A 24,910-nucleotide genomic window follows, 5' to 3' on the forward strand; every position below is an offset into this window, starting at 1 on the left:
CCGTTGTCACAGCGTTCTTTTTTGCAAGCATAACGGTTAAGCGACGCGCCCGCGCTGTGCGGGCGCAAGCCGCGTGACGACGGTTTGGAGGTTACCCATGCGCGCGGGCCGCTGGCCGCGTCGCTTAGAATCGATGTCTTGTCGCCGTCGAACTCTTCACGGAGCCTTTTTTGAAGCCGAATTCGCTGTCGCCGGGGCTCATGCTCATCCACGGCAACCGCTCCGAGCGGCTGCGCGATCTGCTCGTCGAGTGGATGAAGCGCTATCCGCTCGCCCCGTTGGAAAACGAGATCATCCTCGTGCAAAGCAACGGTATCGCGCAGTGGCTCAAGCTGGCGCTCGCCGCGCATGTCGATGCCGCGAGCGGCGAGGGCGGTTGCGGTATCGCCGCCGCGCTCGATATCAGCCTGCCTTCGCGCTTCATTTGGCAAGCGTATCGCGCGGTGCTGGGCGCGGACGCGGTCGCGGAAGTCTCGCCGTTCGACAAGGCGCGCGTCGTCTGGCGGCTCATGCGCGTGGTGCCCGCGCTCGTCGGGCGCGAGGAATTCGAACCGCTGCGGCGCTTCATCCGTCATGACGACGATCGCCGCAAGCGCTTTCAACTGGCCGAGCGCATTGCCGATCTGTTCGATCAGTATCAGATGTATCGCGCGGACTGGCTCGCGAAGTGGGCCTCGGGCGAGGATGTCGTGATCGACGCGCGCGGGCAGGCGCATGCGCTACCCGCCGAACAGCGTTGGCAGGCGGCGCTCTGGCGCGCGCTGCTGGCCGATGTCGAACAGAGCCCGCACGACAATCCCAACGAAATCTCGTCGCTCGGCGGCCGCGCGGCGGTCCACGAGGCCTTCATGCAGCGCGCAGCGAGCTGGCCGGAAGGCAAGCGGCCGGCGGGCTTGCCGCGCCGCATCGTGGTGTTCGGCATATCGAGTCTGCCGCGTCAGTCCTTGGAAGCGCTGGCGGCGTTGTCGCGCTGGTCGCAGGTGCTCATGTGCGTGCCGAATCCGTGCGCGCATTACTGGGCCGACATCGTGCCCGACAAGGAGTTGCTGCGCGCCTCGCACGCGCGGCAGACGCGTCGCGAAGGCGCGCCCGCCGAATTGCAGCCGGAACAGTTGCATCTGCATGCGCATCCGCTGCTTGCGTCGTGGGGCAAGCAGGGACGCGACTTCATCGGCTTGCTGGACGAATTCGACAGCGCCGAGGCGCGCGAGAGCTATAGCCCGCAATTCGCGAGTATCGGGCAGCGTATCGATCTCTTCGAAGAGCGCGAAGCCGACACCATGCTGCAGCAGTTGCAGGACGATATCCGCGACCTTCGGCCGGTGCGGGAAAGCCGCGACCACTGGCCCGAAGTAGACCCGGGGTTCGATACGTCGATACGCTTTCATATCGCGCATAGCCCGCAGCGCGAGGTCGAGATCCTGCACGATCAGTTGCTCGCCGCGTTCAATGCGGACCCGCAATTGAGGCCGCGCGACATCATCGTGATGGTGCCGGATATCGAAACCTACGCGCCGCATATTCAGGCGGTATTCGGTCTCTTCGAGCGCAGCGATCCGCGCTACATTCCATTCAGCGTGGCCGATCGCGGACAGCGCGCCGCCGATCCGCTGCTCGGCGCGCTCGAGGCGTTGCTCGGCCTGCCGCAATCGCGCTTCGCGGTGAGCGATCTGCTCGATCTGCTCGACGTGCCCGCGTTGCGCCGCCGGTTCGGCATGGAGGAAAGCGATTTGCCGCGTCTGCGTTCGTGGATTCGCGGCGCCAACGTGCGCTGGGGTCTGCATGCCGAACAGCGCGCGAGTCTCGGCTTGCCGCGCGATCAGGCAAGCGCCGCGCCGCATACGTGGGCGTTCGGGTTGCGCCGCATGCTGCTCGGCTACGCCGTCGGTAGCGATGCGCAAGCGTGGAACGACATCGAACCGTTCGGCGAAGTCGGCGGCCTTGATGCCGCGTTGCTCGGGCCGCTCGTGCGCCTTCTGGATGCGCTCGATCACACCTGGCGCAGTCTGCGCGAGCCGGCCACCGTGCCTGTCTGGTGTGAACGCCTGCGCGCGCTGCGCGTCGCGTTCTTCGAGAGCGACGACGCCGAAGACGCCTACACGTTCGCGCGTCTCGACAACGTGCTGCAGGACTGGCTCGACACCTGCAACGAAGCGGGCCTCGACGATGAATTGCCGCTTTCCGTCGTCGGCGACTACTGGCTTTCGCAACTCGACCAGGGCGCGCTGTCGCAGCGCTTCTTCGCGGGTGCGGTGACCTTCGCGACCCTCATGCCGATGCGCGCCATTCCGTTCCGTCACGTCTGCCTGCTCGGCATGAACGACGGCGACTATCCGCGCGCGCGCGTGCCGATGGACTTCGACCTGATGCGCGGCTACTACCGGCCGGGCGACCGCTCGCGTCGCGAGGACGACCGTTATCTGCTGCTCGAAGCGGTGTTGTCGGCGCGCGACCATCTGTATGTTTCGTGGGTCGGGCGCAGCATCAACGACAACAGCGAGCGGCCGCCCTCGGTGCTGATCGGGCAACTGCGCGATCATCTGGCGCAAGGCTGGCGTCTCTTCGACGAAGACGCATCGCTCGTGAATGCGCTGACCGTGGAGCATCGCCTGCAACCGTTCAGCGCGGATTACTTCAACGCGGACGACGAGGCATCGCCGCTCTTTACCTATGCGGCCGAATGGCGGGCGTCGAGCCGACCGGGGCACGCCCAATCCGATGACACGCCGCTTGCAACGCTCGCGCCGCTCGTGCGCGAAGAGCCGCTCACGCTGCGCGAACTCGCCGACTTTCTGAAGAATCCGGTGCGCCAGTTCTTCCGGCAACGTCTGCGCGTGTCGTTCGAAGTGGAGCAGATGGCGAGCGAGGACGACGAGCCTTTCGAGCTCGATGCGCTCGCCATCTGGAAGCTTCAGGACGAACTGATCCGCGCGCAGGCATCGATATTGAACGAAACGGGCGCGTTGCAAGAAGGCGCGCTGGAAGAAGCCCGCGAAACCCGCATGGCGATGATCCGCCGCCGTGGCGACCTGGCGACGGGCGGCTTCGGCGACATCGCGAGCGGCAAGCTGCTCGAACCGATGGACAAGCTCTTCGAAGCGTGGCGCAAGGAGGTCGAGCGCTGGCCGGTGGCTATGGAGCGCGATCGCGAAGTGCGCTTCACGATCGAAGGCGCGACGCAGACGCTCGCGCTCGCGGATTGGCTCGGCAACTGGCGCGCCGACGCCGATGGCCGCGAGGCACGCCTCATCATGGAAACGCGCGAACTCGTTTCGGGCAAGGCGTATCGGTATGCAAGGCTCACGGGCGCATGGGTGGAACACCTCGCGGCGAATCTCGACGGACGCGAGGTAACGACCGTGATCGTCAGCAAGAAGGGCGTCGTCGAATTCGCGCCGCTCGAAGCGAGCGTGGCGCGGCGGCATATGACCACGCTTCTGCAGGTCTGGGAGCGCGGCATGACGCGGCCGCTGCCGTTCGCGCTGGAATCCGCGCTCGAGTGGCTTTTCAAACATCGCATCGAGCCCGCCGAAGCGCACGGCGCCGCGCGCCGCAAGTACGAAGGCGACGACTACAACAAGGGCGAAGTGCAGAAAAATGCCTCGCTGCTGCGTGCGTATCCCCACTTCGCCGCGCTCGCGGCAAGCGGCGAATTCGTGGAACTGGCGGAGCATCTGCTCGACCCGCTCGTCTCCACCGTGGTCAAGAAAGAGAAGGCTGCCAAGGCATGAACGCATTCGATTCGCAGACCGTCCAGCCGCTCGATCCACTGCGTTTTCCGCTTGCGGGGCGCAGTCTGATCGAGGCGAGCGCGGGCACGGGCAAGACTTTCACCATCGCCATGCTGTATGTGCGGCTCGTGCTCGGCCACGATCCCGGCAACGACGCGGCGCGCCCGCTCACGCCGCCCGAGATCCTCGTCGTCACCTTCACCGATGCCGCGACCAAGGAACTGCGCGACCGTATCCGCGCGCGGCTGACCGAAGCGGCGCGCTACTTCCAGCAAGAAGCAAACGAGATCGAAGCGCTCGACCCTGGCGACGAAGACCTGCTGCACGCATTGCGCGAAGAATACGAGCCCGAAGCGTGGCCTGCCTGCGCGCGCCGGCTCCAACTCGCGGCCGAATGGATGGACGAGGCGGCGGTGTCGACCATTCACGCGTGGTGCAACCGCATGCTGCGCGAGCATGCGTTCGATAGCGACAGCCTCTTCGACCAGACGCTCGAAACCGATCAAAGCGATCTGCTGGCGCAAGTCGTACGAGATTACTGGCGCACGTTTTTAGCGCCGCTCGACGAACGCCGCGCGGAAACGGTGGCCACGTGGGTATCCGGTCCGCGCGAGTTGCAAAAGACGCTGCGCAATCTCATCGACCTAGCCGAGCGTTTGCCCGATGCGCAAGCTCCCGCCGATGTGCTCGATGCACGCGCCTTGCGTCTCGCGCAGATCAAGGAGCCGTGGAAGACGTGGCCCGAGATCATGGGCGAGTTGATCGATCAGGCGCGGCTTGCCAAGCGGTTCAAGCCGCGCAGTTACGGCAAAAGCGATTGCGACCGCTGGCTCAGGACGCTCGTCGAATGGGCGCACGACCCGCACGCGCTCATGCCCGATCTGACGAGCACCGCGTGGTCGCGGCTGACGCCCACCGCGCTCGCGGAGCATTGCGAAGGCGAGCCGCCGTCGCATGAAGCCTTCGAAGCCATGCTGACCTTGCAGGCCGATCTCATCGCACTCGAAGCGAGCCGCACCGAGATTCTCACGCACGCGGCGCGTTGGGTCGCGGAACGCTTTGAGGGCGAACAGGCACGGCGCGCGCAAATGGGCTTCGACGATCTGCTCGCGCGGCTCGATGCCGCGTTGCATGGCGCGAACGGCGCGCGTCTAGCCGAAGTCATTCGTCATCAGTTTCCGGTCGCGCTGATCGACGAGTTCCAGGATACCGATCCCGTCCAGTACCGTATCTTCGATGCCGTCTATCACGCGCAAGACGCGGGACAGGCGCTCATCATGATCGGCGACCCGAAGCAGGCCATCTACGCTTTTCGCGGCGCGGACATCTACACGTATCTCGCCGCGCGCCGCGCGCCGGGCACGCAACTCTTTACGCTCGCGAAGAACTTCCGCTCGACGGCCGCCATGGTCGATGCCGCCAACCATTGCTTCGACATGGCCGAAGCGCGCGCGGATGGCGAAGGCGCGTTCCTGTTTCGCAGCGGCGACGACAACCCGGTGCCGTTCATCAACGTGAGCGCGCAAGGCCGCGACGATGCGTTCGTCATCGATGGCGAAACGCCACGCGCGCTCACCGTCTGGTGCCTGCCGCCCAGCGACGACGGCAAGCCGACGAGCAAGACCGCCTACATTCAGCGGATGGCGCCGGGCTGCGCAAGCGAAATCGTGCGTTTGCTCAACCTTGGGCAGCGCGGCGAAGCGGGCTTCGAGGGATCGCGTGGCCGCCGTTCGCTCTCTCCCGCCGATCTCGCCGTGCTCGTCAACAACCGCACCGAAGCCGAAGCCATCCGGCGGGAGTTGCGCGCGCGCGGCGTGCGTTCGGTGTATCTGTCGGACAAGGACTCGGTATTCGCGAGTGACCAGGCGGGCGAACTCGTGCATTGGCTTGCCGCCTGCGCGGAACCGGAAGACGGACGGCTCGTGCGCGCCGCGCTTTCCACGCCGACGCTCGGACTCGACTTCGGCGAACTCGACGCGCTCTTCAGCAACGAAACGCAATGGGAAGCGTGCGTGCTGCAATTTCGCGGCTATCGCGAAAGCTGGCGGCGTCAGGGCGTCTTGCCGATGCTGCGGCGCCTTCTCAACGACTTCGACGTGCCCGCGCGTCTTTTCGAACTGCAAGCCGGCAACGGCGAGCGCGTGCTGACCGACCTGCTGCATCTGGCCGAACTGCTGCAACAGGCAAGCGTGCTGATCGAAGGCGAGCACGGGTTGATCCGGCATCTGGTGGAAGAACACGAGGCGGCGCTCGAAGGCAGCGGCGGCGATGCCCGCCAGATGCGTCTGGAAAGCGACGGCGATCTCGTCAAGGTGGTGACCATCCACAAGTCGAAGGGGCTGGAGTATCCGCTCGTGTTTCTGCCTTTTGCGTGCGCGCATCGTGCGGTGACGCCGAAGGATCTGCCCTTGAAATGGCACGATGAAACCGGCGAGCTCAACGTTACGCTCGACGGCGACGAAGACATCCTCGTCAAGGCCGACGACGAACGCCTCGGGGAAGATCTGCGCAAGTTCTACGTGGCGCTGACGCGCGCGCGCTATGCGACGTGGATCGGCATGGCGCCGCTCGAAGCGCTCGAACGCAGCGCCATCGGTTATTTGACGGGCGGGCGGGAGCCTGTCGTCCCGGCCGAATTATTCGACCGGCTGAGCGATGTGTTCGGGGCATCGGCGAATATCGCGGTTTTGCCCGCGCCCGAGGCTCGCGCCGAGCGCCTTGCCGCGCGTGCCGAAACCGCGCTCGCCAGCGACGCCCGCAAGTCGGTGCGCGTGGTGCGCGAAGCCTGGTGGATAGCGAGCTATTCGAGTCTCAAGACGTCGGGCGGCACGCATGCCGCGCCGGATACGCCGGTCGAAGACGTCTTTATCGAAACGCGCGATGCGCAAAGCGAAGCGTCGCAGGAAGAAGACGCCGATGCACCGCGCGCGGTGTCATCGTCCGGACGCACGCTACATGACTTTCCGCGTGGCTCGGAGCAAGGCAGCTTCTTGCACGACTTGCTGGAATGGGCCGCGCAACAAGGCTTCCAACACACCGCCGACGACCCCGCCGCGTTACGCGAACTCGTCGCGCGGCGCTGCGTCGTGCGTGGCTGGGAGCGCTGGATCGCGCCGCTTACCGCGTGGATTCTGAAGATCGTATCGACGCGTTTTGTCGTGAAAGCCGCGCACGGCATGCGGGCGACTGCCATTGCGCTGGCGGACCTCGACACGTCGCTCGCCGAAATGGAGTTCTGGTTCGAGGCGCGGCACGTCGACACGACCGCCGTCGACCGGCTCGTGTGCGCGCATACGGCCGGCGGCGCCGCGCGGCCCACGCTCGAACACGCGCAACTCAACGGCATGCTGAAGGGCTTCATGGACCTCGTGTTCGAGCACGAAGGGCGCTATTACGTGGCGGACTATAAGTCGAACTGGCTCGGTTCGGACGATTCGGCCTACACGACCGAGCGCATTCGCGCGCAGATGCTGCGCTCGCGGTACGACCTGCAGTTCGTGCTTTACACGCTTGCGTTGCATCGGCTGCTCAAGGCGCGTCAGCCGGATTACGACTACGACGAGCATATCGGCGGCGCGGTTTATCTCTTCGTGCGCGGCCTCGACGCCCCGACTCAAGGTCTTTACGCCGAACGTCCGCCACGCGCGCTGATCGAGCAACTCGACGCGTTGTTCATGGGCGAGGCCCGCGCTGTCATCGCAGAAACGGAGTGGGAATGAGCCTTTTGCCGTCCGGCACGCAAGCCGAATTTTCCTTCGAAGAAAGCGAACCCACGCAATCCGTCTTCGATACGACCGAAGACACCGCGCATCTGCTCGATGCCTGGGTAAAGCGTGGATGGCTGCGTGAAGTCGATGCCGCATTCGCCCGTTTCCTCGCCCGCGAAGCCGCCGACGCGCACGGTCTGCTGATCCTCGCGGCGGCTTTGGCGAGCCATCAACTCGGACGCGGACACGCCTGCCTCGATCTCGTCGCGACGCTGGCCGATCCCGGCTTCGTGCTCTCGTTGCCGCCCGATGGCCATCTCGACCCGGACGCGAGCGACGACGAGGAAAAAGACCTGCTGCCATCCAAAGTGCTCGAAGGCGTGACACTCGCGCGCTGGCAGGAAGCGCTGACGCATGCCGCGCTCGTCGGCCATGGCGCGGGTGCGACGCCGCTCGTGTTCACCGGCACGCGGCTTTATCTGCGGCGCTACTGGCGCTACGAACAGGACGTGTGCCGCGCCATTCGGAAACGGCTCGATGCCTCCGCGAACGCGCCCGATGCAGCCGCGTTGCGCGCCGCGCTCGACACGCTGTTTTCCTCCGCATCGGCGGCGACCGACTGGCAGAAGATCGCCTGCGCGCTCGCCGCCAAAAGCGCCTTCAGCATCGTGACGGGCGGGCCGGGCACGGGCAAGACCACGACCGTCGTCAAGCTACTGGCGTTATTGCAGGCACAGGCGCTTGCCACGGGCGGCGACGCGCGCGCGTTGCGCATTCGCCTCGCCGCACCAACGGGGAAGGCCGCCGCGCGTCTGAACGAATCGATCGCGGGCGCGGTCGCGCGACTGCCGCTCGATGCCTTCGCGAACGGCGCCGACATCCGCGCGGCGATTCCCGTCGCCGTGACCACGTTGCATCGCTTGCTCGGAACGGTGCCGGATTCGCGGCGCTTTCGGCATCATGCGGAGAATTTGCTGTCGCTCGATGTCCTCGTGATCGACGAAGCCTCCATGGTCGATCTGGAGATGATGAACGCCGTGCTCGCCGCGCTGCCGCCGGACGCGCGCCTGATCCTGCTCGGCGACAAGGACCAGCTTGCGTCCGTCGAAGCGGGCGCGGTACTCGGCGAATTGTGCAGACGCGCATCGAAGGCGCATTACACGCCCGCAACGCAAGCGTGGATCGAAGCGGCGACGGGCGAGCATTTAGACGGCGAATACATCGATGCGAACGGCAGCGCGCTCGACCAGTCCATCGCGATGCTGCGGGTGAGTCATCGCTTCTCGGCGGCGAGCGGTATCGGGCAACTCGCCGATGCGGTCAACAAGGGCGATGCGCTCGAAGTCCAGAAAGTCTGGTCGCATGGCCACGACGATCTCGCCTTCGTCGAATGTCCGCCGGATAGCGACGCGGTGCTGAAGGCGCTCGCCGTGGAAGGCACGGTGGGGCACGCCAGCGAAGTATCGGAGCGTCAGGGTTATCGGCATTATCTGCAAACGATGCGCGAGCGGCAGCCCGCCCACGACGCCGCCGCCGCCGCCTTCGACACGTGGGCGCGCGCGGTGCTTCACGCTCACGACGCATTTCAGTTGCTGTGCGCGCTGCGTCGCGGCGCGTGGGGCGTGGAAGGGCTGAACAAGCGCATTGCACGCATGCTCCACGAGGAAGGATTGATTGCCGCGAACGCGGAGTGGTATCTCGGCCGCCCGGTGCTCGTGACGCGCAACGATTACGAGCTTGGGCTCATGAACGGCGATATCGGCATCACGCTCGCCTTGCCGGTGCACGATGGCACCTGGAGCCTGCGCGTAGCCTTCGCCGCGGGCGATGGCAGCGAACGCATTCGCTGGGTGCTGCCAAGCCGTCTGCAAGCCGTGGAGACCGTCTTCGCGCTCACGGTGCACAAGTCGCAAGGCTCCGAGTTCACGCATGCGGCGCTCGTGCTGCCCGAGCGCTTGAGCCCCGTGCTGACGCGCGAGCTGGTCTATACCGGCATTACTCGGGCGCGGCGTTTTCTCACGATCGCGAGCGCGGGCGGCAAGAGTGTCGTCGAGCGCGCGGTGCAGGCGCGCGTGCTGCGGGCGAGCGGCTTGTCGGCGGGCTTCGGGACGCAGGCATCGGATTAGGCGGCCGCTGCTTTCGCTATGCGCACAGGCACCGACTTGTACGATGGTGTGCCGCTTTCCTTGTCGATGTAGTCGAGCGGCACCAGCACGTTCGCCTCGGGATAATAAGCCCCGATGGAGCCGCGAGCGATCTTGTACGCGATGACCGTGAAGCCCGCGAGCTTCTGCGTGCCATCGTTGGCATGGCCAGGCAGGGCCGTTTCGACATCGACGACATCTCCATGTTCGAGTTGCTGCACGGCCATGTCCGCTTCGTTCATGAAGATCACATCGCGACGGCCGAACACGCCGCGATAGCGGTCGTCGAGTCCGTAGATCGTCGTGTTGTATTGGTCGTGGCTGCGCAAGGTCGTGAGCTTGAGCACGTCGTCGGCTTCGAGCGCGTTCTCTTCGTTCAGTCCGCCAAACGTGATGAACTCCGCTTTGCCCGATGGCGTCGTCCACACGCGTTCGGTCGGCGGCAAGGGCAGGCGGAAACCGCCCGGTATGCGAATCCGCTCGTTGAAGCGCTCGAAGCCTGGGAATACGGCTTCGATGCCATCGCGGATGCGGTCGTAGTCGGCAATCATGTCGAGCCAGCGCACTTTGCTATGCAAGAGCGTCGCCTGCGCAATGCCCGCGATGATCGCAGGCTCCGAGCGCAACGAAGGCGACGCGGGCGGCAGCTTGCCGCGCGAGGCATGCACCATCGACATCGAATCCTCGACGGTCACGGCTTGCGCGCCGCTCGCCTGCTCGTCCATCTCCGTGCGCCCGAGACAAGGGAAGATGAACGATTCCTTGCCCGTGAGAAGGTGATTGCGATTGAGCTTGGTGTTGATGTGCACGGCAAGATCGAGCTTGCGCATGGCGGCGAAGCATTTGGTCGAGTCGGGCAGGGCGACCGAGAAATTGCCGCCCAGACAAAACAGCGCCTTAGATTTGCCATCGAGAATGGCCTGAATGGCGCGCACGGCGTCGTGCCCATGCGCCTTGGGCGGCACGAAGCCGTAAGTCGCTTCCATGCGCGTGAGCATGTCGGCGGGCGGCTTTTCGGTGATGCCGACCGTGCGATTGCCCTGCACGTTCGAATGTCCGCGCAACGGACAGATGCCCGCGCCCGGCTTGCCGAAGTTGCCGCGCATGAACAGCAGATTGGCGATCTGATGCACGTTGGCCGTGCCCTTGCTGTGCTGCGTAATTCCCATGCCATACGTGACGATGGTCGCGTTCGACTTCACGTAGGCGCGCGCGACGAGTTCGAGTTCGTCGCGCGAGAGGCCGCTGGCTTTCTCGATATCGGCCCATTCGGTGGCGTGCAGATCGGCGACGAAGGCTTCGTAGCCGTTCGTGTGGCCTCGGATGAACTCATGGTCGATGACGGTGCCATCGGCATCGACGGCGTCGTCGAGCGCGATGATTGCCTTCTGAATGCCCTTGAGCGCCGCCGCATCTCCGCCCACTTTCACCTGATAGTACGAAGAGGCGATGTCCGTCGAACGCATGGTGGCCATTTCGACGGCGTCTTGGGGATCGGCGAAACGTTCCAGCGCGCGCTCGCGCAACGGATTGAACACGATGATGGGCACGCCGCGCCGCGCCATTTCCCACAGCGTACCCATCATGCGAGGATGGTTCGTGCCGGGATTGTGTCCCATCGCGATGAGCAGTTCGCAATGATCGAAGTCTTCGAGCGAGACCGTTCCCTTGCCGATGCCGATCGATTGCGGCAAGCCGACGCTCGTCGCTTCGTGGCACATGTTCGAGCAGTCGGGGAAGTTGTTGCTGCCGTATTCGCGTGCGAAAAGCTGGTACAGGAAGGCGGCTTCGTTCGATGCGCGCCCCGACGTGTAGAACTCGGCTTCATCCGGCGAGGCGAGCGAACGCATGACTTCGCCGATGCGCTTGAACGCGGCGTCCCATTCGATGGCCTCGTATTTGTCCGTGGTCTTGTTGTAGGCCATCGGATGCGTCAGGCGGCCTTCGTTTTCGAGGTCGTAGTCGGACCATTCGAGCAAAGACGTGACGGTGTGTCTGGCGAAGAGTTCAGGCGGGACGCGCTTCTTGGTGGCTTCCCAAGTCACGGCCTTGGCGCCGTTCTCGCAGAACTGGAATGTCGAGCGATGCTCCTTATCCGGCCACGCGCAGCCGGGGCAGTCGAAGCCGTCGGGCTGATTGGTGCGCAAGAGCGTGAGCGGCGCCTTGAAGGCGTCCATTTGCTGCCGCACGGCGCGCGCGGTGGCGTTGAGCGCCCCCCAGCCGCCTGCCGGGCTGTCGTAGAGCTCGATGCCTTGCACTTTCCGATGATCTGCCATGACGACTCCCGGACGTTGATAGCGTTGCTGCCATGACGTGAGCGTCGCATCTGAAGCGGGGGAGGTCGTGCAGGATCGAACGGTTTTAGCGGATAGGCACGGCGACGTTATCGCCAGCGCGGGTCGTCCAGCACCAGGCGTACTTCGCGTGCAAGATCGGCCTGACGATAAGGCTTGTGGATGACCTTGAAGCGCACGCCATTTGCATCGGCGATATCCTCGATGGTTTCGGCGTAGCCCGTCGCCACCAGTACACGCAGTTCGGGCTTCAGACGCTTGGCTTCGCGCGCGAGTCCCGCGCCGGTCAACGCACCCGGCATCACGAAGTCCGTGAAGAGCAAATCGAATGCTTCGTCGGATGCGAGAATGGCCAGCGCGTCCGCTGCGTTGAGCGCGAGCTTCGTCGAATAGCCCATTTCGTCGAGCATGGCTTGCGCGACTTCGCCCACGTCGCGCCGGTCATCCACGATCAGCACTTTCTCGGTTCCCCTTTGGCTGATCACGTGCGAGGTGTCTTGCGACGCCTCCTCGGCCACATCCACCGAGGGGAAATAGAACGTGAGCGTCGAGCCGACGCCGTAGTCGGACGATATGGTGAGCGCGCCGCCTGTCTGACGCGCGAACGAAGCCACCATGCTCAAGCCAAGCCCCGTGCCCTTGCCACGGCCCTTGGTGGTAAAGAACGGCGTCAGCACCTTGCCGGCGACTTCCGGCGTCATGCCTGTGCCGTTGTCGGTGATGGATAGTGTGACGTAGCGTCCTTCGGGTAGATCGACGAGGCCTGTTGAATTGGCCTTCGTCAGTTCGAAGTTATCCGTGCGCAGGAGCACTTGCGCGTCGGTTTGGCCGCTCAATGCGTCGCGCGCATTCAGGATGATATTGAGCATGGCCATTTCGAGTTGCCCGACGTCCAGTTGGCAATTGCGCAAGTCACTGGCAAATTCCGTGCGGATTGAAATGGTGTCGCCGAGCGTGTGACGCGCGAGTTCCAGCAAGTCGTCGCAGATGCCGTTCAGGTTCACCGTGCGCCCGACCAGCACCTGCTTGCGCGCGAACAACAGCATTTGCTGCGTGAGCGACGACGCCGTTTTGACCGCGCCGCGAATCTTGGCGATGTTCTTCAGGATGGTTTCGTCGCGTGCATCGGTCTTGACGCTGAGGTCGAGCAGATCGACATAACCGACCATGACTTGCAGCAGGTTATTGAAATCGTGCGCCACGCCGCCGGCCAGTTGACCGAGCGCTTCCATTTTCCGCGCCTGATGCAGACCTTCTTCGGCCTCGTGCCTGCGGCTCACATCGACCTGGGACGCGAAGAAGTACACGAGTTCGTTCTCTTCGGTGAAGATGGGCGCAATGAAAAGCTCGTTCCAGAATGTCGTCTTGTCCTTTCGATAATTCAGGACTTCGGCGGCAAACTCTCTGCCTTCCTTCAGCGCGACGCGGAGATCGGCAAGCGCCGTCAGGTCGGTGTCCGGACCTTGTAGAAACCTGCAATTGCGGCCGTAGATCTCGGCGTCGGTGTAACCCGTGAGCTTGCGAAAGGCATCGTTGGCAAAAATGATAGGGTAGTCGGGAAGGCGTGCGTCCGCCACCAGCATGGGCGTGCGCGTGGTGGTGGCGGCCGCGAAGAACAGATCGTCCCGGCGCGGGTCGAGTCCCCGGTTTTGTTCGACGAAAGGTCGTGGGCCATGTATGGGTGAGTGCATGATCGCTGCTCGCAGAACGTTTCCGCAGACACGCAGTTTGCGCGCTCTGCGCCGGCTGCGAGGGATTATTTGCACGAGCTGGTTGAGCACCGGGGGCGAATGATGGTTCGATACGCCATCGAAGCCTCACCGCCACGAAGACAAAGCTGCCGCCAAGCGGTTTGCGCTCGATTTTCGGCTTGGTCCGTGCTTTACCCTCGGCAACGCTCAAGCGCCGCGCGATTCGCGACATCGAGCGCCCGCGTTTCAATGCGCGCCTCTCGTGCTCTACCACGTCGTATTTTAGATAGCCGGCTTGTCTGCCTGATCCTTGTCCTCCGGGCTGTCCGTGACATCCAGATCGTCGAGCACCGAGTCGATCTTCTCACTGTCGCCGTTATCCAGTTTTTCCTGGACTTCGTCGTCAGTCAGCGAATCGGTTTTATCGGCGGGGTGCTGCTCTGCATTGCCCGAAGGCATGGGTTTGTAGTTCATGTCGTCCCTTGATTCCAGTTGAAGGTCTGTTTCAAGCGCAATGGCAAGGCGCCCGAGGTATTCGGCAAAAGCCAAAAAGCACCCGCGACGGGCCTGCCACGGGCGGCGCGCAATGGCGGGTCTGTCGACTCTCTGCCCGGCGAAATCACCGCGTCAGGAGACATCCCCTGACCACGACCCTCGGTGATCCTTAACAATCAGCATGAATCGTTCCGAATGTCAAAAAAGGCGGTTTCGATGGGGAACGCGTAGGACTTGCGGTAGGGCTTGCGTGGCTTGCAGGCCAAGCGGTAGACGAGCGGGGGAGGTTCGTTCGATTGCCAGCACGGACTGCGACAGCACCCGTGGAGACGCGCACAGGAAGTATCGGTAGACGGAAGATGGTTGCCTGGGAAGGCGTTTGGAACTGGCAAACGACTCAGGTGTCGAGTCATGCGCCCCGCGACTTGCACGCAGAAGCAAAGCGAAAGTGAAATAATCCTACCGGCCCAGCGTCACATGCACCAGACACGGCAGATACTTTTCGCTGCCCGGATGCATGCGGATCAAGTTGTCCGCGAGCCTCGGCCAGCCACGCGGCGCGCGGTATTCGAGCAAGCTCACCGATTCGATGCCCGGTGACCACGCGCGCAGACAAGCTTCGATGTCGTTGGTATCGATGCCCCACGGCATTGGCGGTAAGCGATAGTACGGCGTTTTCATCACACCCCACATGGTCAGCGACGAAAACCATTGCGGTATGACATCGAAGATCATCTGGGCTTTGGGAAAGCGCGCGGCGATATCGTTGAACAGGCGCTTCACCGCCGCCGGGTCGAGGTACATCAGCAAGCCTTGAGCGACGACCAGCACATCGCCGTCCGAATCGATCTCTTTTGCCCACAGCGGATCGAGCGCGCTCGCCGCAATGTGACGAAAGCGCTTAGATGGCTGCAAAAAATTCTCTCGAAACGCGATGGCAGCAGGAAGGTCGATGGTGAGCCACTTCATGCGGCCATTATCGACACGGTGTGCCTGAGTTTCAAGGCCTTCGCCCAGCGAAGCGACAACGCCATTCGGATGATCTTCGAGCCAGCGCAAGACCAGATGATCGATTTCGGCGGCGCGTGCCGCGAACGAGCCGTCCGGGACACCGAAGCGTCCCGCGAAGTCGTAATCGATCGCAGCGCAGATTCTGGAACTTTCGGGATCGGACAGCACGGGGTTCGGCCGTCTGGCCTCGCACGCGCGGTCATACAGCGTCCACAGCATCGTTTCCGATACGCCCTGAAGGTTCACCACGATATCTGCCTTCGCTTCGCCGCTTTTCGACTGGCGCGCGGCGGCACGTCGGCGCCGTAGCGGGACAGTCGCGGTGCTCACAAGGCACCTAGCCGTTTGGCATTGGCTGTCGCGCGGTCGTGAATGGGAGCAAGCGTTTCTTGGATCACGTGCGTGGCCGAATTGGCCAGACGCAGCGGATTGATCGGCGCATTGTTGACGACGCCAAGCAAAACGGCCTGCCGCTCCAGCCATTGTGACGCAGTCTGGCTGGATGCCAGCGCGATAGTCGCGGAAGAGGCTTCCCAGATGAGCCGCGTCGTGTCGGCGGCGAGCGTGATGGCGAGGCTGAGACAGCCGGAGCCGAGCGCTTGCAACGCTTCCGTCGCGGCTTCTTTCTTTTCGGTGCTCATCAAACTGAATTCGGTTTGATCGCGCTCGCTCGGCAACGGTCCCGCCATTGCCATGCGGACCGTGCGATGTCCCACCACCTGCGAGGTCGCGCGGAACATCTCGCTTGCGTCGGAGAGCGTTTCGAGCCAGCTGGTCGAGAGGTCGCGAAGGGGGGAAGCGGACGTAGATGCGGCCATGTAGGCGCTCCTTTGATAGTGGAAACTAGGCGGATGGCCTACTGACGATTGTCGATTGTCGACTGCAACTTGACGATGCGAGCGCGGCTAGTGGAACCGCGAGCAATGCACAGGTCCATGATAGGCCGATAAATGTTGCGACGCAACATAAAAGCAACTGTCGCTGCTATTAGTCGAGCAATGCGATGCCTGCATGAAAAGAACGGTCATTCACAAGCGACGATCAGCTAGTTTTCAACGCAGTTCGCTGCGTGCGTTCCTGCGCAGCACATCGGCGGGTACGCCAAAGGTCCGCAAGAACGCGCGACGCATGCGTTCGCGGTCGGCGAAGCCGGTTTCATCGGCGACCACGTTGATCGTGTGACGCCCTTGCTCGATCATGAATCTCGCGGCTTCCAGCCGAATCTGTTCAACGGCCTTGGCCGGCGACTGACCCGTTTCGGCCATGAACGCTCGGCTGAATTGCCTCGGGCTAAGGTTCGCCACCGCCGCGAGTTCCTCGACCGTGAGTGGATTGCGCAGATTGCGGCGAATGTGCGCGACGACCAACTCGATACGATCGGACCTAGGCGTCATCTCGAGCAACGCGGAATGCTGCTTCTGCCCGCCGAGCCGCCGCTGATGCATCACGAGAAGCCGGGCGACGAGCTTCGCGGCATCCGGGCCGAGGTCATTGTCGATCAGCGCCAGAATGAGATCGATGCCGGCGGTCATGCCGGCCGAGGTCCAGACCGGGCCATCGTTGATGAAGATCCGGTCCTCGTCCGTCGTCACGTCCGGAAAACGCGCCCTGAATTCGGGTGCATGCGCCCAGTGCATGGTCGCGCGCCGTCCGTCCAACAGTCCCGCTTCGGCGAGCACGAAAGCGCCGCTGCAAATGGAAGCAATCCGTCTCGATGCCCTGGCCGCCGCTTGCACGAACGCGATCAGATTCGCATCGAATGAAGGCATTTTGAGTTCGGTGATCGACCCGACGATGACAGTATCGAAAGCCGGGTCGTCGAAAGCCTCCGTCGAAAGCGCCATGCCACCCGACGACTCGGTCAAGCCACCGTGTTCGGACAACAGACGAATGTCGTAGTACGGGCCGGTCGGCGGAAGGTTCGCCAGTTCGAACGCCGTCAAGGCCGCAAGACTCATCATCTGAAACCTTTGCGGCACGATGAAACCGATCCGATGCATGGTTAGTCCCGCCGTGTGATGTCCTGAATGGTGGCAACTACGACATGGATCGTAACGGCGCGGAACGTTAAGGTACAAGCGATTTCCGCATCCGCTCGCATCGAGTGAGACGACGAACATTGCGTCGCAAATCGCCCGGGCCGCAGCCGAGCAGATAGTGGCGGTCCCTTAAAGCCGCGAAGGCTTGGTCTAAAAGTATGTCTCGAGCGGGCGCCGCGCACCGAATACAACCATCGGGCTATTTGCCCTGATCGCCAGGAGAAAGGACATGGACTTCAACCAACTCATCGCGGAACGTAACGCGCACTTCGTTCAAACGCGGTTCGAGCCTGAACTGAAGATGCTGCCGTCGCTGGGGACGATTGTCGTTGGCTGTGTGGATCCGCGTGTCGATCCTGCCGCCGTGCTTGGGCTGGAACAAGGCGAAGCGGCGGTAATCCGCAACGTGGGCGGGCGTCTCAATCGATCATTGCTCGAAACGCTGGCCGTGCTGAGCGTCGTGGCGCGTGCGGCCGGACGCCCGAATGGCGGGCGCAACCTCGTGCTGCTTCAGCATACGGATTGCGGAATCATCGGATGCCATCGGCATGCGCCTGCGCTGCTTGCGCAGTATCTCGACGTCGAGCCTTCCGCGCTCGATGCCCTTGCCATTACCGAGCCCTACCAGGCAGTCGCGCTGGACGTCGCGGCGCTCAAGGCCAATACGACGTTGCCGGATGATCTAGTGGTGTCGGGTTTGGTCTATGACGTAAAGACCGGTCGTGTCGAAACGGTTGTTCCGCCGGCGCCGTTGCGTGAAGCGGCTGCCTGATTGACCGGTGCCGCGAGCGCCCTGGCATGCTGCCTTGCCGGACAACTTCCGGGCAAGGCAGCATGTCTTTAAGCGATTTTGGTAACGGCTTACTTTCCGATTCCAAGCAAATCGATCTCGAACGTGAGATCGCTGTTCGGCGGAATCGAGCCTATACCGCGTTCGCCGTAAGCGGTCGCTGCCGGGCACGTCAGCTTGGCCTTGCCGCCGACTTTCATCTTCTGCACGCCTTGCGTCCAGCAGGGAATCACGCGACCGAGCGGGAAGCTGGCCGGGCCGCCGTGCTTGTCCGACGCGTCGAATTCGGTACCGTTCGCGAGCGTGCCGCGATAGTTCACGCGCACGACGTCGTCGGCGGTAGGTTGCGGTCCCGTTCCTTGCTTGATGTGTTCGACGACGACACCCGACGGCAACTTGTCGACCGGGTTTGCAGCGAATGCAGTCGATGCAAGAGTCGAAGCAGCAAGCAAAGCAATGACGAATTTCATGCAAGATCCTCGTTTGTCAAAACCTGATTATATCGGGCGCGTTCCCTCGTCCCGAGTCGGCACGCGGCGCTTCAGCTTGGCGGCATCGACTGACATTCCACCTGATACCAACGATCCACCTGACGTTGCGCCGCTTGCAGATCGTCGGGGTAATACGGATCGAAAAACATGGACGGGTGATAGCCCGCTGTTTCCAGCGCCGCCAATTCGCTGCGATTACGCTCGGATGTGATCGGCGCATTGTTCTTGAGCGCGGTCAGATCGCGGCACTGTGCAGGGCTAAGATGCGTCGTGCCGTTCTGCATGCTGGTGGCGCAACCGGTGAGCAGGATGGCCGTCGCGCAAATCAGAGGCCGGAATCTCGGCAAGTGCTTCATGTCATGTCTCCAGTGAAGTCCAGTTCTCAAGCGCTGCGTGCCAGCCAACGTTACACCGTGCGGGCCATCATAGCGAATCCAGATTCGCCTTCAGCGCACGCGCTTTCGTGGCTATGGCCGCGCGTTCTTCATCGGGCATCCGGCTCAACTGCTTGTAGATCATCGTAAGCCGATGATTACGCCCGAGCGTCGCCTCGTTGCGCGCGAGAAAGTCCCAGTAGAGCGCGTTGAAGGGACAAGCGTCTTCTCCGTTGCGGCGTTTTCTGTCGTATGCGCAGCCTTTACAGTAGTCGCTCATGCGGTCGATGTACGCGGCGCTCGAAACATAAGGTTTGCTCGCCATCAAGCCGCCGTCGGCAAACTGGCTCATGCCTAGCGTGTTGGGTAACTCGACCCATTCGAAGGCATCGATATAAACGCCGAGATACCACGCACAGACTTCGGGGACGGAGAGACCCGCGAGCAACGCAAAATTGCCGATGATCATCAGCCGTTGAATATGATGCGCGTGCGCCTCTTCGAGCGACTGGCCGACCGCATGCTTCAGGCAACGCATGCGAGTGTCGCCGGACCAGAACCACTGCGGCAGCGCGCGCTTGTGACGGAACACGTTCTTGCTTGCGTAGCGCGGCATCTGCGCCCAGTACACGCCGCGAATGTATTCGCGCCAGCCGATAATCTGCCGAATGAAGCCTTCCACCGAAGGCAATTCGGCACGGTGCGCGCGATACGCCTCTTCAGCCGCTTCGACCACTTCGCGCGGGTTGAGCATCTTCGTGTTGAGCGCGAACGAAAGCTGCGAGTGGAAGAGACGCGGCTCGTGCGTGCTCATTGCGTCCTGCCATGCGCCGAAGTTCGGCAAGGCTTCCTCGATGAAGCGCGCGAGATGCTGGAGCGCTTCTGCACGATCGAGCGGCCAGCGAATACGCGCGGCCTGCGGATTGCCGAAGCTGTTCACGCCTGCGGCGACGATATCGCGCCATAGCTTCGAATGGTCATGTACCGGCCGAGGGTCTTCGGGCGGCGGCGGTTCGCCATGCCATGCGCGGCGATTGTCGTGATCGTAATTCCACTGGCCGCCTGCTGGCCGATGCTCCGTTTCCATCAGCACGCCATGCTGGGTACGCATATGCCGATAGAACCGCTCCATCAGCCATTGTCCCTTGCCGTGGGTGTCGAAGAACTGCTTCGTTTCGTGGCGCCCGGTGAAGAAGTGTTCGCTGTCGACCATTTGCGTGGCGATCGGCAGCGCCTTCGCATACGCGTCGAGCTGATGATCGAGCCGCCATTCGTCGGGTGCCTGATACTCGAAGCGATCGATTCCCTGCGACGCAATCAACGCGTCCAGATTCGCGGGAACGGAGTGCTCGTTGGCCGTATCGTCGATCTTCAGATAGTGAACGCGATGTCCAGCCTCACGCAAACCGTCCGCGAAACGGCGCATCGCCGCGAAGATGGCGATGATCTTCTGCGCGTGATGCAGCACGTAATCCGTCTCCTGACGCACCTCCATCATGACGTAATGCACGGTGGCGTCGGGCTCGACGAACCAGCTATGCGCGGGGTTCAACTGATCGCCGAGAATCAGGCGCAAGGTAGTCATGGCGATGGCGTGAAGATTTTGGCGGCAATCTCCTCATGCCAGCAATCCAGACGCCCGCCGTGCATCGCAACCCGGATCGCCGCTTTGGCAACGCGAATACGCCTGCGTGTGGACGTTTTGTCGATGCTCTTTGCGCGAGAACGTCGCCTCGGTCAATGTCCCATCGCCTTGACGGCCAGATAGTGGAACGGGTAAGTAATGAGCGCGGTACCCGCCACACCCACGCACCAGAGCAGCACGAACCAGAGAAAGCGGCGGAGTGCCGGGCTCGGTTTCATAAGCGTCATCCTCCGCGCGAGATTAGTGATAAGCCGAGCCGGGCTTCACTTTGCCCCGGAACACCCAGTAGCCCACCGTCGTATAAGCCAGAATGATCGGAATGATGATGACCGCACCCACGAGCGTGAACGCCTGACTCGTTTCCGGCGATGCCGCCTCCCATAAGGTCACGCTGCCCGGCAACGCATAAGGCCACACGCTCAAGAGCAGCCCGATATAGCCCAGGAACACGAGCAGCAGCGCGATAGCGAGCGGACCGGCCTCTGACTCGCGTTTGATCGCGAAGTACATGGCGACCGCCGTCAGCACCACCGCGACCGGCACCAAATACAGCCAAAGATGAAACGACGAATGAAACCAGCGTTCGGCGATGCGCGCATCGGTGAGCGGCGTCCACACGGATACGACCGCGATGAACGCAAGCAGCACGGCCGTGAGCGGAAGGATGAGCGCGCGCATGCGTCGTTGCAGATCGCCATCCGTCTTGAGGACGAGATAACCCGCGCCCAGCAGCGCATAAGTGCATGTGAGACCAAGCCCTGTGAGAAACGGAAAAGGTGCGATCCAGAAGAACGGGTCGCCCGAGAATGCGTTCTGGCTCACGGGTATGCCGTGCAGATAGGCACCCAGAATCACGCCCTGAAAAAAGCTCGCGCCAGCCGAGCCGCAGATGAAGAACAGGTTCCAGATATTTTTCGTGCGCGTTGCCTTGGCGCGCACTTCGAAGCTCACGCCCCGAAAGATTAGACACACCAGCATGAAGATGATCGGCAGGTAAAGCCCCGACAGCGCGATCGAATACGCAAGCGGAAAGGCCGCGAACAACGCGGCGCCGCCGAGCACGAGCCAGGTTTCGTTGCCGTCCCATATCGGCGCGATGCTGTGCATCATCAGGTCGCGTTCGGCATCGTCGGGAAAGAACGGGAAGATCATGCCGACGCCGAGGTCGAAGCCATCGAGCGCCACGTAGATGAAGATGCCTGCGGCGATGATCGCCGCCCAAACGATTGTCAGATCCATGTCGTCACCTCACGTGATTTGGCGTGCCGCACGGTTAGCGCGAGACGGCGGAGAAGGGGCGGCGGCCCGTGGCTTCAGTGGGATCGCGCGTGGCGTCGGCAGGCAGCGGCGGCGTTCCTTGCGGTCCCTGGCCGATCATGCGGAAGATGTAGTAGAGCCCGATGCCGAAGACGAGGCAATACACCAGCACGAACAGCAGCAGGGAAAGCCCGGCGGAAGCCTGTGTGATGGGCGAGACTGCATCGGAGGTGCGCAACACGCCATAGACCACCCAGGGCTGGCGGCCCGCTTCCGTCGTGATCCATCCGGCGAGCAGCGAGATGAAACCAGTCGGGCCCATCAGGACGGCGGTCCACTGGAACCAGCGCGCTTCGAATAAGCGTCCGCCGCGCCTGAGCAGATTACCCGTCACGGCGACGAGAATCATCAGCATGCCGAGACCGGCCATCACGCGGAAGGTCCAGAAGATCAGCGACGAATTCGGCCGGTCCGCTTTGGGAAAGTCCTTGAGCCCGCGAATCTCGCCATCCCAGCTATGCGTGAGAATCAAGCTGCCGAGATGCGGGATCTGGATCGCATGACGCGTGACTTCCGCGTTCATATCGGGAAAGCCGATGAGATTGAGCGCCGTGCCGCCTTTCTCGGTTTGCCAAAGGCCTTCTATCGCCGCGATCTTCGCAGGCTGATAGCGCCGCGTGTTGAGACCGTGCTGGTCGCCCACGAGCGCCTGAACCGGCGCGAGCACGAGCAGCAGCCAGAGCGCCATCGACACCATGGTTCGCGTTTCCGCGTCGCGCCTGCCGCGCAGCAGATGCCATGCGCCCGTTGCCAGAACCACGAGCGCGGCGACGATGAACGCCGCAAGCGTCATATGCGCGAGCCGATAGGGAAACGACGGGTTGAACACGATGGCGAACCAGTCGACCGGAACCACGTGTCCGTTTTCGATCCTGAAGCCTTGCGGCGTCTGCATCCAGCTATTGGACGAGAGAATCCAGAACGTGGAGATCAGCGTGCCGATCGCCACCATGATCGTCGCGCCGAAATGCGCTTTCGGGCCGACCTTCTCCCAGCCGAACAGCATGATGCCGAGAAAGCCCGCTTCGAGAAAGAAGGCGGTCATGACTTCATAGGTGAGCAAGGGACCGGTGATAGGTCCGGCAAAGCGTGCGAAGCCCGACCAGTTGGTGCCGAACTCATAGGCCATGACCACGCCAGACACCACGCCCATGCCGAAGCCCACGGCGAAGATGCGCGACCAGTAGAGACAAAGCACCTTGTAATGCGGCTTGCCGGTCTTGAGATAGCAGCCTTCGAGCACGGCGATGAAACTCGCAAGCCCGATGCTCAATGCCGGGAAGATGATGTGAAACGAGACCGTGAAGGCGAACTGAAGGCGCGAAAGGTCGAGAGCGTCGAGATTCATCGGAGCATCCACCAAGGCTGCGCGCTAGCCCGGCGGACCTTGGCGCGGTTCATCGAACCGTGATCCGCGCATGGCGAATCACGGGCCACGTCATCGGGCCGGGGCGTTCGCTTCTTGGAAACGCCTGACGGGCCGGTGTCAATCTGACGACATCATGGCTTCTGCAAACACCTTCGGCATTTATACGTATGTATAGCGAAAGGGCGACATGCCGCTGGCGCGCGGGCGGGAAGACAAATAGCGTGCGAATCTGAAATGCGCGGGTTCGTCGGAGCAAGACGGCGCGCCAGCCTCATGGATGCCGCTTATAGATGCATCCACGCTTTGCATATTCTTCCGACGGTAATAAGCGCATGACGATACGGCCTTTCTCCAAGCGCGATCAAATGACTAGACTCGAGGGTTTTCACGCGTCCAGCCAAGTCGATTATGCCTCGCCAGATCCGGTTCAATGCCTTCATGATGAATTGCGTGGGGCATCTCGCGCCCGGTCAGTGGACAGCGCCTGCAGACGATTCAGTCGGCTATCTCGACACCCGCTATTGGGTCGAGCTTGCAAAGGTGCTGGAAGAGGGCTGTTTCGACGGCCTCTTTCTCGGCGATGTCACCGGCATCTACGATGTCTACGGCGACAGTCCGGCCGCCGCGTTGCGCACCGCCGCCCAGGTGCCGATGAACGACCCCGTGCCGCTGATTCCCTTGATGGCGCACGCGACCGAGCACCTGGGCTTCGGCGTGACGGTATCGGTGGCTTATGAAGCGCCATATCTGCTGGCGCGGCGCTTCACGACGCTCGATCAGTTGAGCCGGGGACGCGTCGCATGGAATGTGGTGACGTCGTATCTGCAAAGCGGCGCGTTGAGTCTCGGGCAGACGGAACTGCGCGCCCATGACGAACGCTACGATCGCGCCAATGAGTTTCTCGAAGTCTGCTACAAACTTTGGGAAGGAAGCTGGCAAGAAGGCGCATTGCTGCGCGATGCCGAACGCGGCATCTACGCCGACCCCGCGCGCGTGCGCAAGATCACACACAAGGGCCGCTACTTCGAAAGCGAGGGTATTTTCCAGTGCGAGCCTTCGCCGCAGCGCACGCCGCTTCTGTTCCAGGCGGGCGGATCGACGCGCGGCACGGCATTCGCGGCCAAGCATGCGGAATGCATCTTTCTCGGCGCGCCCACGCGCAATGGCTTGCGCAAGTCGGCGCAGTCCATCCGCACCGCACTCACGGAAGCGGGCCGCGCACCGGACAGCGCATTGCTGTTCGCCATGCTGACCGTGATCGTCGATGAAACCGCCGAACGGGCGCAGGCACGCTATGCCGCGTATCAGGCGCGCGCGAGTAACGAAGGTGCCCTGGCGTTGTTATCCGGCTGGACGGGCATCGATCTTTCGCGCTATAAGCCCGACGATACCCTCGCTTACGTCGATACCGATGCCGGCCAGTCCGCACTTGCATCGTTCAGCAAGCTGGACCCGGAACGCGTGTGGACCGTGCGCGATGCGGTGGAGTTCGTGACGATCGGCGGACGCGGCGCGGTCGTGGTCGGCGATGCGGCTCAGGTTGCCGACGAATTGCAGGCGCTCGTGGAAGAAACGGATATCGACGGCTTCAATCTCGCGTGGGTAGAGTCGCCGCGCACGTTCCACGATATCGTCCAATATCTCGTGCCCGAATTGCAAAGGCGCGGTGCGTACAAGACCGAATATGCAGAAGGCACCCTGCGCGAGAAGCTGTTTGGCAACGGCGCCTATCTGCAAGCGCCGCACGTCGGCGCGAGCTATCGATAAATGCCGCTAGTCCCTTAGCGCCCCAGCGAATATGAATCCACGAAA

The 24,910-nt window shown here is 62.7% G+C and carries 17 protein-coding genes; 5 read left to right on the forward strand and 12 right to left on the reverse strand.

The genetic code is table 11. The features are described 5' to 3' along the window. Window positions 1–170 precede the first annotated feature (170 nt). From recC to recD, 3 genes are read left to right on the forward strand one after another with little or no spacing between them, the layout of a single operon-like run. The gene (gene recC, locus P9250_RS06130) at window positions 171–3,731 is read left to right on the forward strand and encodes an exodeoxyribonuclease V subunit gamma (RefSeq protein ID WP_310391766.1); all 3,561 of its coding nucleotides are present in this window, start codon (window positions 171–173) and stop codon (window positions 3,729–3,731) included. Continuing rightward, the gene (gene recB / locus P9250_RS06135) at window positions 3,728–7,450 is read left to right on the forward strand and encodes an exodeoxyribonuclease V subunit beta (RefSeq protein WP_310391769.1); all 3,723 of its coding nucleotides are present in this window, start codon (window positions 3,728–3,730) and stop codon (window positions 7,448–7,450) included. The genes recC and recB overlap by 4 nt, the downstream gene beginning before the upstream one ends. Beyond that, window positions 7,447–9,564 (forward strand): exodeoxyribonuclease V subunit alpha, encoded by a 2,118-nt coding sequence (recD, locus tag P9250_RS06140; RefSeq protein WP_310391771.1) that lies wholly within the window; start codon window positions 7,447–7,449, stop codon window positions 9,562–9,564. Before recB ends, recD begins: the two co-directional genes overlap by 4 nt. Here the strand turns inward: recD and P9250_RS06145 are convergent. The 6 genes from P9250_RS06145 to P9250_RS06170 all read right to left on the reverse strand — a co-directional run bounded on the left by P9250_RS06145 (window position 9,561) and on the right by P9250_RS06170 (window position 17,073). Next, window positions 9,561–11,858, reverse strand: coding sequence for an FdhF/YdeP family oxidoreductase (locus tag P9250_RS06145; RefSeq protein ID WP_310391773.1), 2,298 nt, complete (start codon window positions 11,856–11,858; stop codon window positions 9,561–9,563). The two genes, recD and P9250_RS06145, sit on opposite strands and share 4 nt — an antisense overlap. Window positions 11,859–11,965: 107 nt before the next feature. Then, on the reverse strand, window positions 11,966–13,567 hold the full coding sequence (locus P9250_RS06150; RefSeq protein WP_310391775.1) for a histidine kinase famiy protein: 1,602 nt from the start codon (window positions 13,565–13,567) through the stop codon (window positions 11,966–11,968). Window positions 13,568–13,849: 282 nt separating this feature from the next. Further along, window positions 13,850–14,041 (reverse strand): hypothetical protein, encoded by a 192-nt coding sequence (locus P9250_RS06155; RefSeq protein ID WP_250469211.1) that lies wholly within the window; start codon window positions 14,039–14,041, stop codon window positions 13,850–13,852. A 480-nt stretch (window positions 14,042–14,521) separates the two neighbouring features. Then, window positions 14,522–15,403, reverse strand: coding sequence for a class I SAM-dependent methyltransferase (locus P9250_RS06160; RefSeq protein ID WP_310391778.1), 882 nt, complete (start codon window positions 15,401–15,403; stop codon window positions 14,522–14,524). Then, on the reverse strand, window positions 15,400–15,891 hold the full coding sequence (locus P9250_RS06165) for a polyhydroxyalkanoate granule-associated phasin (RefSeq protein ID WP_250469213.1): 492 nt from the start codon (window positions 15,889–15,891) through the stop codon (window positions 15,400–15,402). Before P9250_RS06165 ends, P9250_RS06160 begins: the two co-directional genes overlap by 4 nt. 234 nt (window positions 15,892–16,125) lie before the next feature. After that, complete coding sequence (locus tag P9250_RS06170) at window positions 16,126–17,073, reverse strand: GlxA family transcriptional regulator (RefSeq protein WP_309958169.1); 948 nt, start codon at window positions 17,071–17,073, stop codon at window positions 16,126–16,128. A gap of 268 nt (window positions 17,074–17,341) precedes the next feature. On the opposite strand from P9250_RS06170, the gene P9250_RS06175 reads away from it, so the two are divergent. Then, on the forward strand, window positions 17,342–17,884 hold the full coding sequence (locus P9250_RS06175) for a carbonic anhydrase (RefSeq protein ID WP_309846868.1): 543 nt from the start codon (window positions 17,342–17,344) through the stop codon (window positions 17,882–17,884). 89 nt (window positions 17,885–17,973) lie between these two features. Here the strand turns inward: P9250_RS06175 and P9250_RS06180 are convergent, their stop codons facing one another. The 6 genes from P9250_RS06180 to P9250_RS06205 all read right to left on the reverse strand — a co-directional run bounded on the left by P9250_RS06180 (window position 17,974) and on the right by P9250_RS06205 (window position 23,077). Continuing rightward, window positions 17,974–18,372: an FKBP-type peptidyl-prolyl cis-trans isomerase gene (locus P9250_RS06180; protein ID WP_250510961.1), complete on the reverse strand. Its 399-nt coding sequence runs from the start codon at window positions 18,370–18,372 to the stop codon at window positions 17,974–17,976. Window positions 18,373–18,443: 71 nt separating this feature from the next. Next, window positions 18,444–18,749 carry a DUF4148 domain-containing protein gene (locus tag P9250_RS06185; RefSeq protein WP_250527589.1) on the reverse strand — a complete coding sequence of 102 codons (306 nt, stop codon included), beginning with the start codon at window positions 18,747–18,749 and terminating at the stop codon, window positions 18,444–18,446. Window positions 18,750–18,816: 67 nt separating this feature from the next. Beyond that, a complete protein-coding gene (locus P9250_RS06190; protein WP_250469216.1) occupies window positions 18,817–20,352 on the reverse strand; it encodes a cryptochrome/photolyase family protein in 1,536 nt (511 codons plus the stop codon). A 152-nt stretch (window positions 20,353–20,504) separates the two neighbouring features. Next, window positions 20,505–20,630: a hypothetical protein gene (locus P9250_RS06195; RefSeq protein ID WP_255784860.1), complete on the reverse strand. Its 126-nt coding sequence runs from the start codon at window positions 20,628–20,630 to the stop codon at window positions 20,505–20,507. Window positions 20,631–20,652: 22 nt separating this feature from the next. Further along, window positions 20,653–21,651: a cytochrome d ubiquinol oxidase subunit II gene (cydB, locus tag P9250_RS06200; protein WP_250527591.1), complete on the reverse strand. Its 999-nt coding sequence runs from the start codon at window positions 21,649–21,651 to the stop codon at window positions 20,653–20,655. A gap of 34 nt (window positions 21,652–21,685) precedes the next feature. Beyond that, window positions 21,686–23,077: a cytochrome ubiquinol oxidase subunit I gene (locus P9250_RS06205; protein ID WP_244830925.1), complete on the reverse strand. Its 1,392-nt coding sequence runs from the start codon at window positions 23,075–23,077 to the stop codon at window positions 21,686–21,688. Window positions 23,078–23,506: 429 nt separating this feature from the next. Here P9250_RS06205 and P9250_RS06210 point away from each other — a divergent pair, with 429 nt between their 5' ends. Beyond that, a complete protein-coding gene (locus P9250_RS06210; RefSeq protein WP_310391786.1) occupies window positions 23,507–24,865 on the forward strand; it encodes an LLM class flavin-dependent oxidoreductase in 1,359 nt (452 codons plus the stop codon). Window positions 24,866–24,910 lie beyond the last annotated feature (45 nt).

It is taken from the genome of Caballeronia sp. LP006 (assembly GCF_031450995.1).
In the GTDB taxonomy this organism is placed as follows: domain Bacteria; phylum Pseudomonadota; class Gammaproteobacteria; order Burkholderiales; family Burkholderiaceae; genus Caballeronia.

Coding starts and splice junctions, on each gene's coding strand:
- recB (WP_310391769.1), top strand. CDS start 3,728: ATGAACGCATTCGATTCGCAGACCGTCCAGCCGCTCGATCCACTGCGT.
- recD (WP_310391771.1), top strand. CDS start 7,447: ATGAGCCTTTTGCCGTCCGGCACGCAAGCCGAATTTTCCTTCGAAGAA.
- P9250_RS06145 (WP_310391773.1), bottom strand. CDS start 11,858: ATGGCAGATCATCGGAAAGTGCAAGGCATCGAGCTCTACGACAGCCCG.
- P9250_RS06150 (WP_310391775.1), bottom strand. CDS start 13,567: ATGCACTCACCCATACATGGCCCACGACCTTTCGTCGAACAAAACCGG.
- P9250_RS06155 (WP_250469211.1), bottom strand. CDS start 14,041: ATGAACTACAAACCCATGCCTTCGGGCAATGCAGAGCAGCACCCCGCC.
- P9250_RS06165 (WP_250469213.1), bottom strand. CDS start 15,891: ATGGCCGCATCTACGTCCGCTTCCCCCCTTCGCGACCTCTCGACCAGC.
- P9250_RS06170 (WP_309958169.1), bottom strand. CDS start 17,073: ATGCATCGGATCGGTTTCATCGTGCCGCAAAGGTTTCAGATGATGAGT.
- P9250_RS06175 (WP_309846868.1), top strand. CDS start 17,342: ATGGACTTCAACCAACTCATCGCGGAACGTAACGCGCACTTCGTTCAA.
- P9250_RS06180 (WP_250510961.1), bottom strand. CDS start 18,372: ATGAAATTCGTCATTGCTTTGCTTGCTGCTTCGACTCTTGCATCGACT.
- P9250_RS06185 (WP_250527589.1), bottom strand. CDS start 18,749: ATGAAGCACTTGCCGAGATTCCGGCCTCTGATTTGCGCGACGGCCATC.
- P9250_RS06190 (WP_250469216.1), bottom strand. CDS start 20,352: ATGACTACCTTGCGCCTGATTCTCGGCGATCAGTTGAACCCCGCGCAT.
- P9250_RS06195 (WP_255784860.1), bottom strand. CDS start 20,630: ATGAAACCGAGCCCGGCACTCCGCCGCTTTCTCTGGTTCGTGCTGCTC.
- cydB (WP_250527591.1), bottom strand. CDS start 21,651: ATGGATCTGACAATCGTTTGGGCGGCGATCATCGCCGCAGGCATCTTC.
- P9250_RS06205 (WP_244830925.1), bottom strand. CDS start 23,077: ATGAATCTCGACGCTCTCGACCTTTCGCGCCTTCAGTTCGCCTTCACG.
- P9250_RS06210 (WP_310391786.1), top strand. CDS start 23,507: ATGCCTCGCCAGATCCGGTTCAATGCCTTCATGATGAATTGCGTGGGG.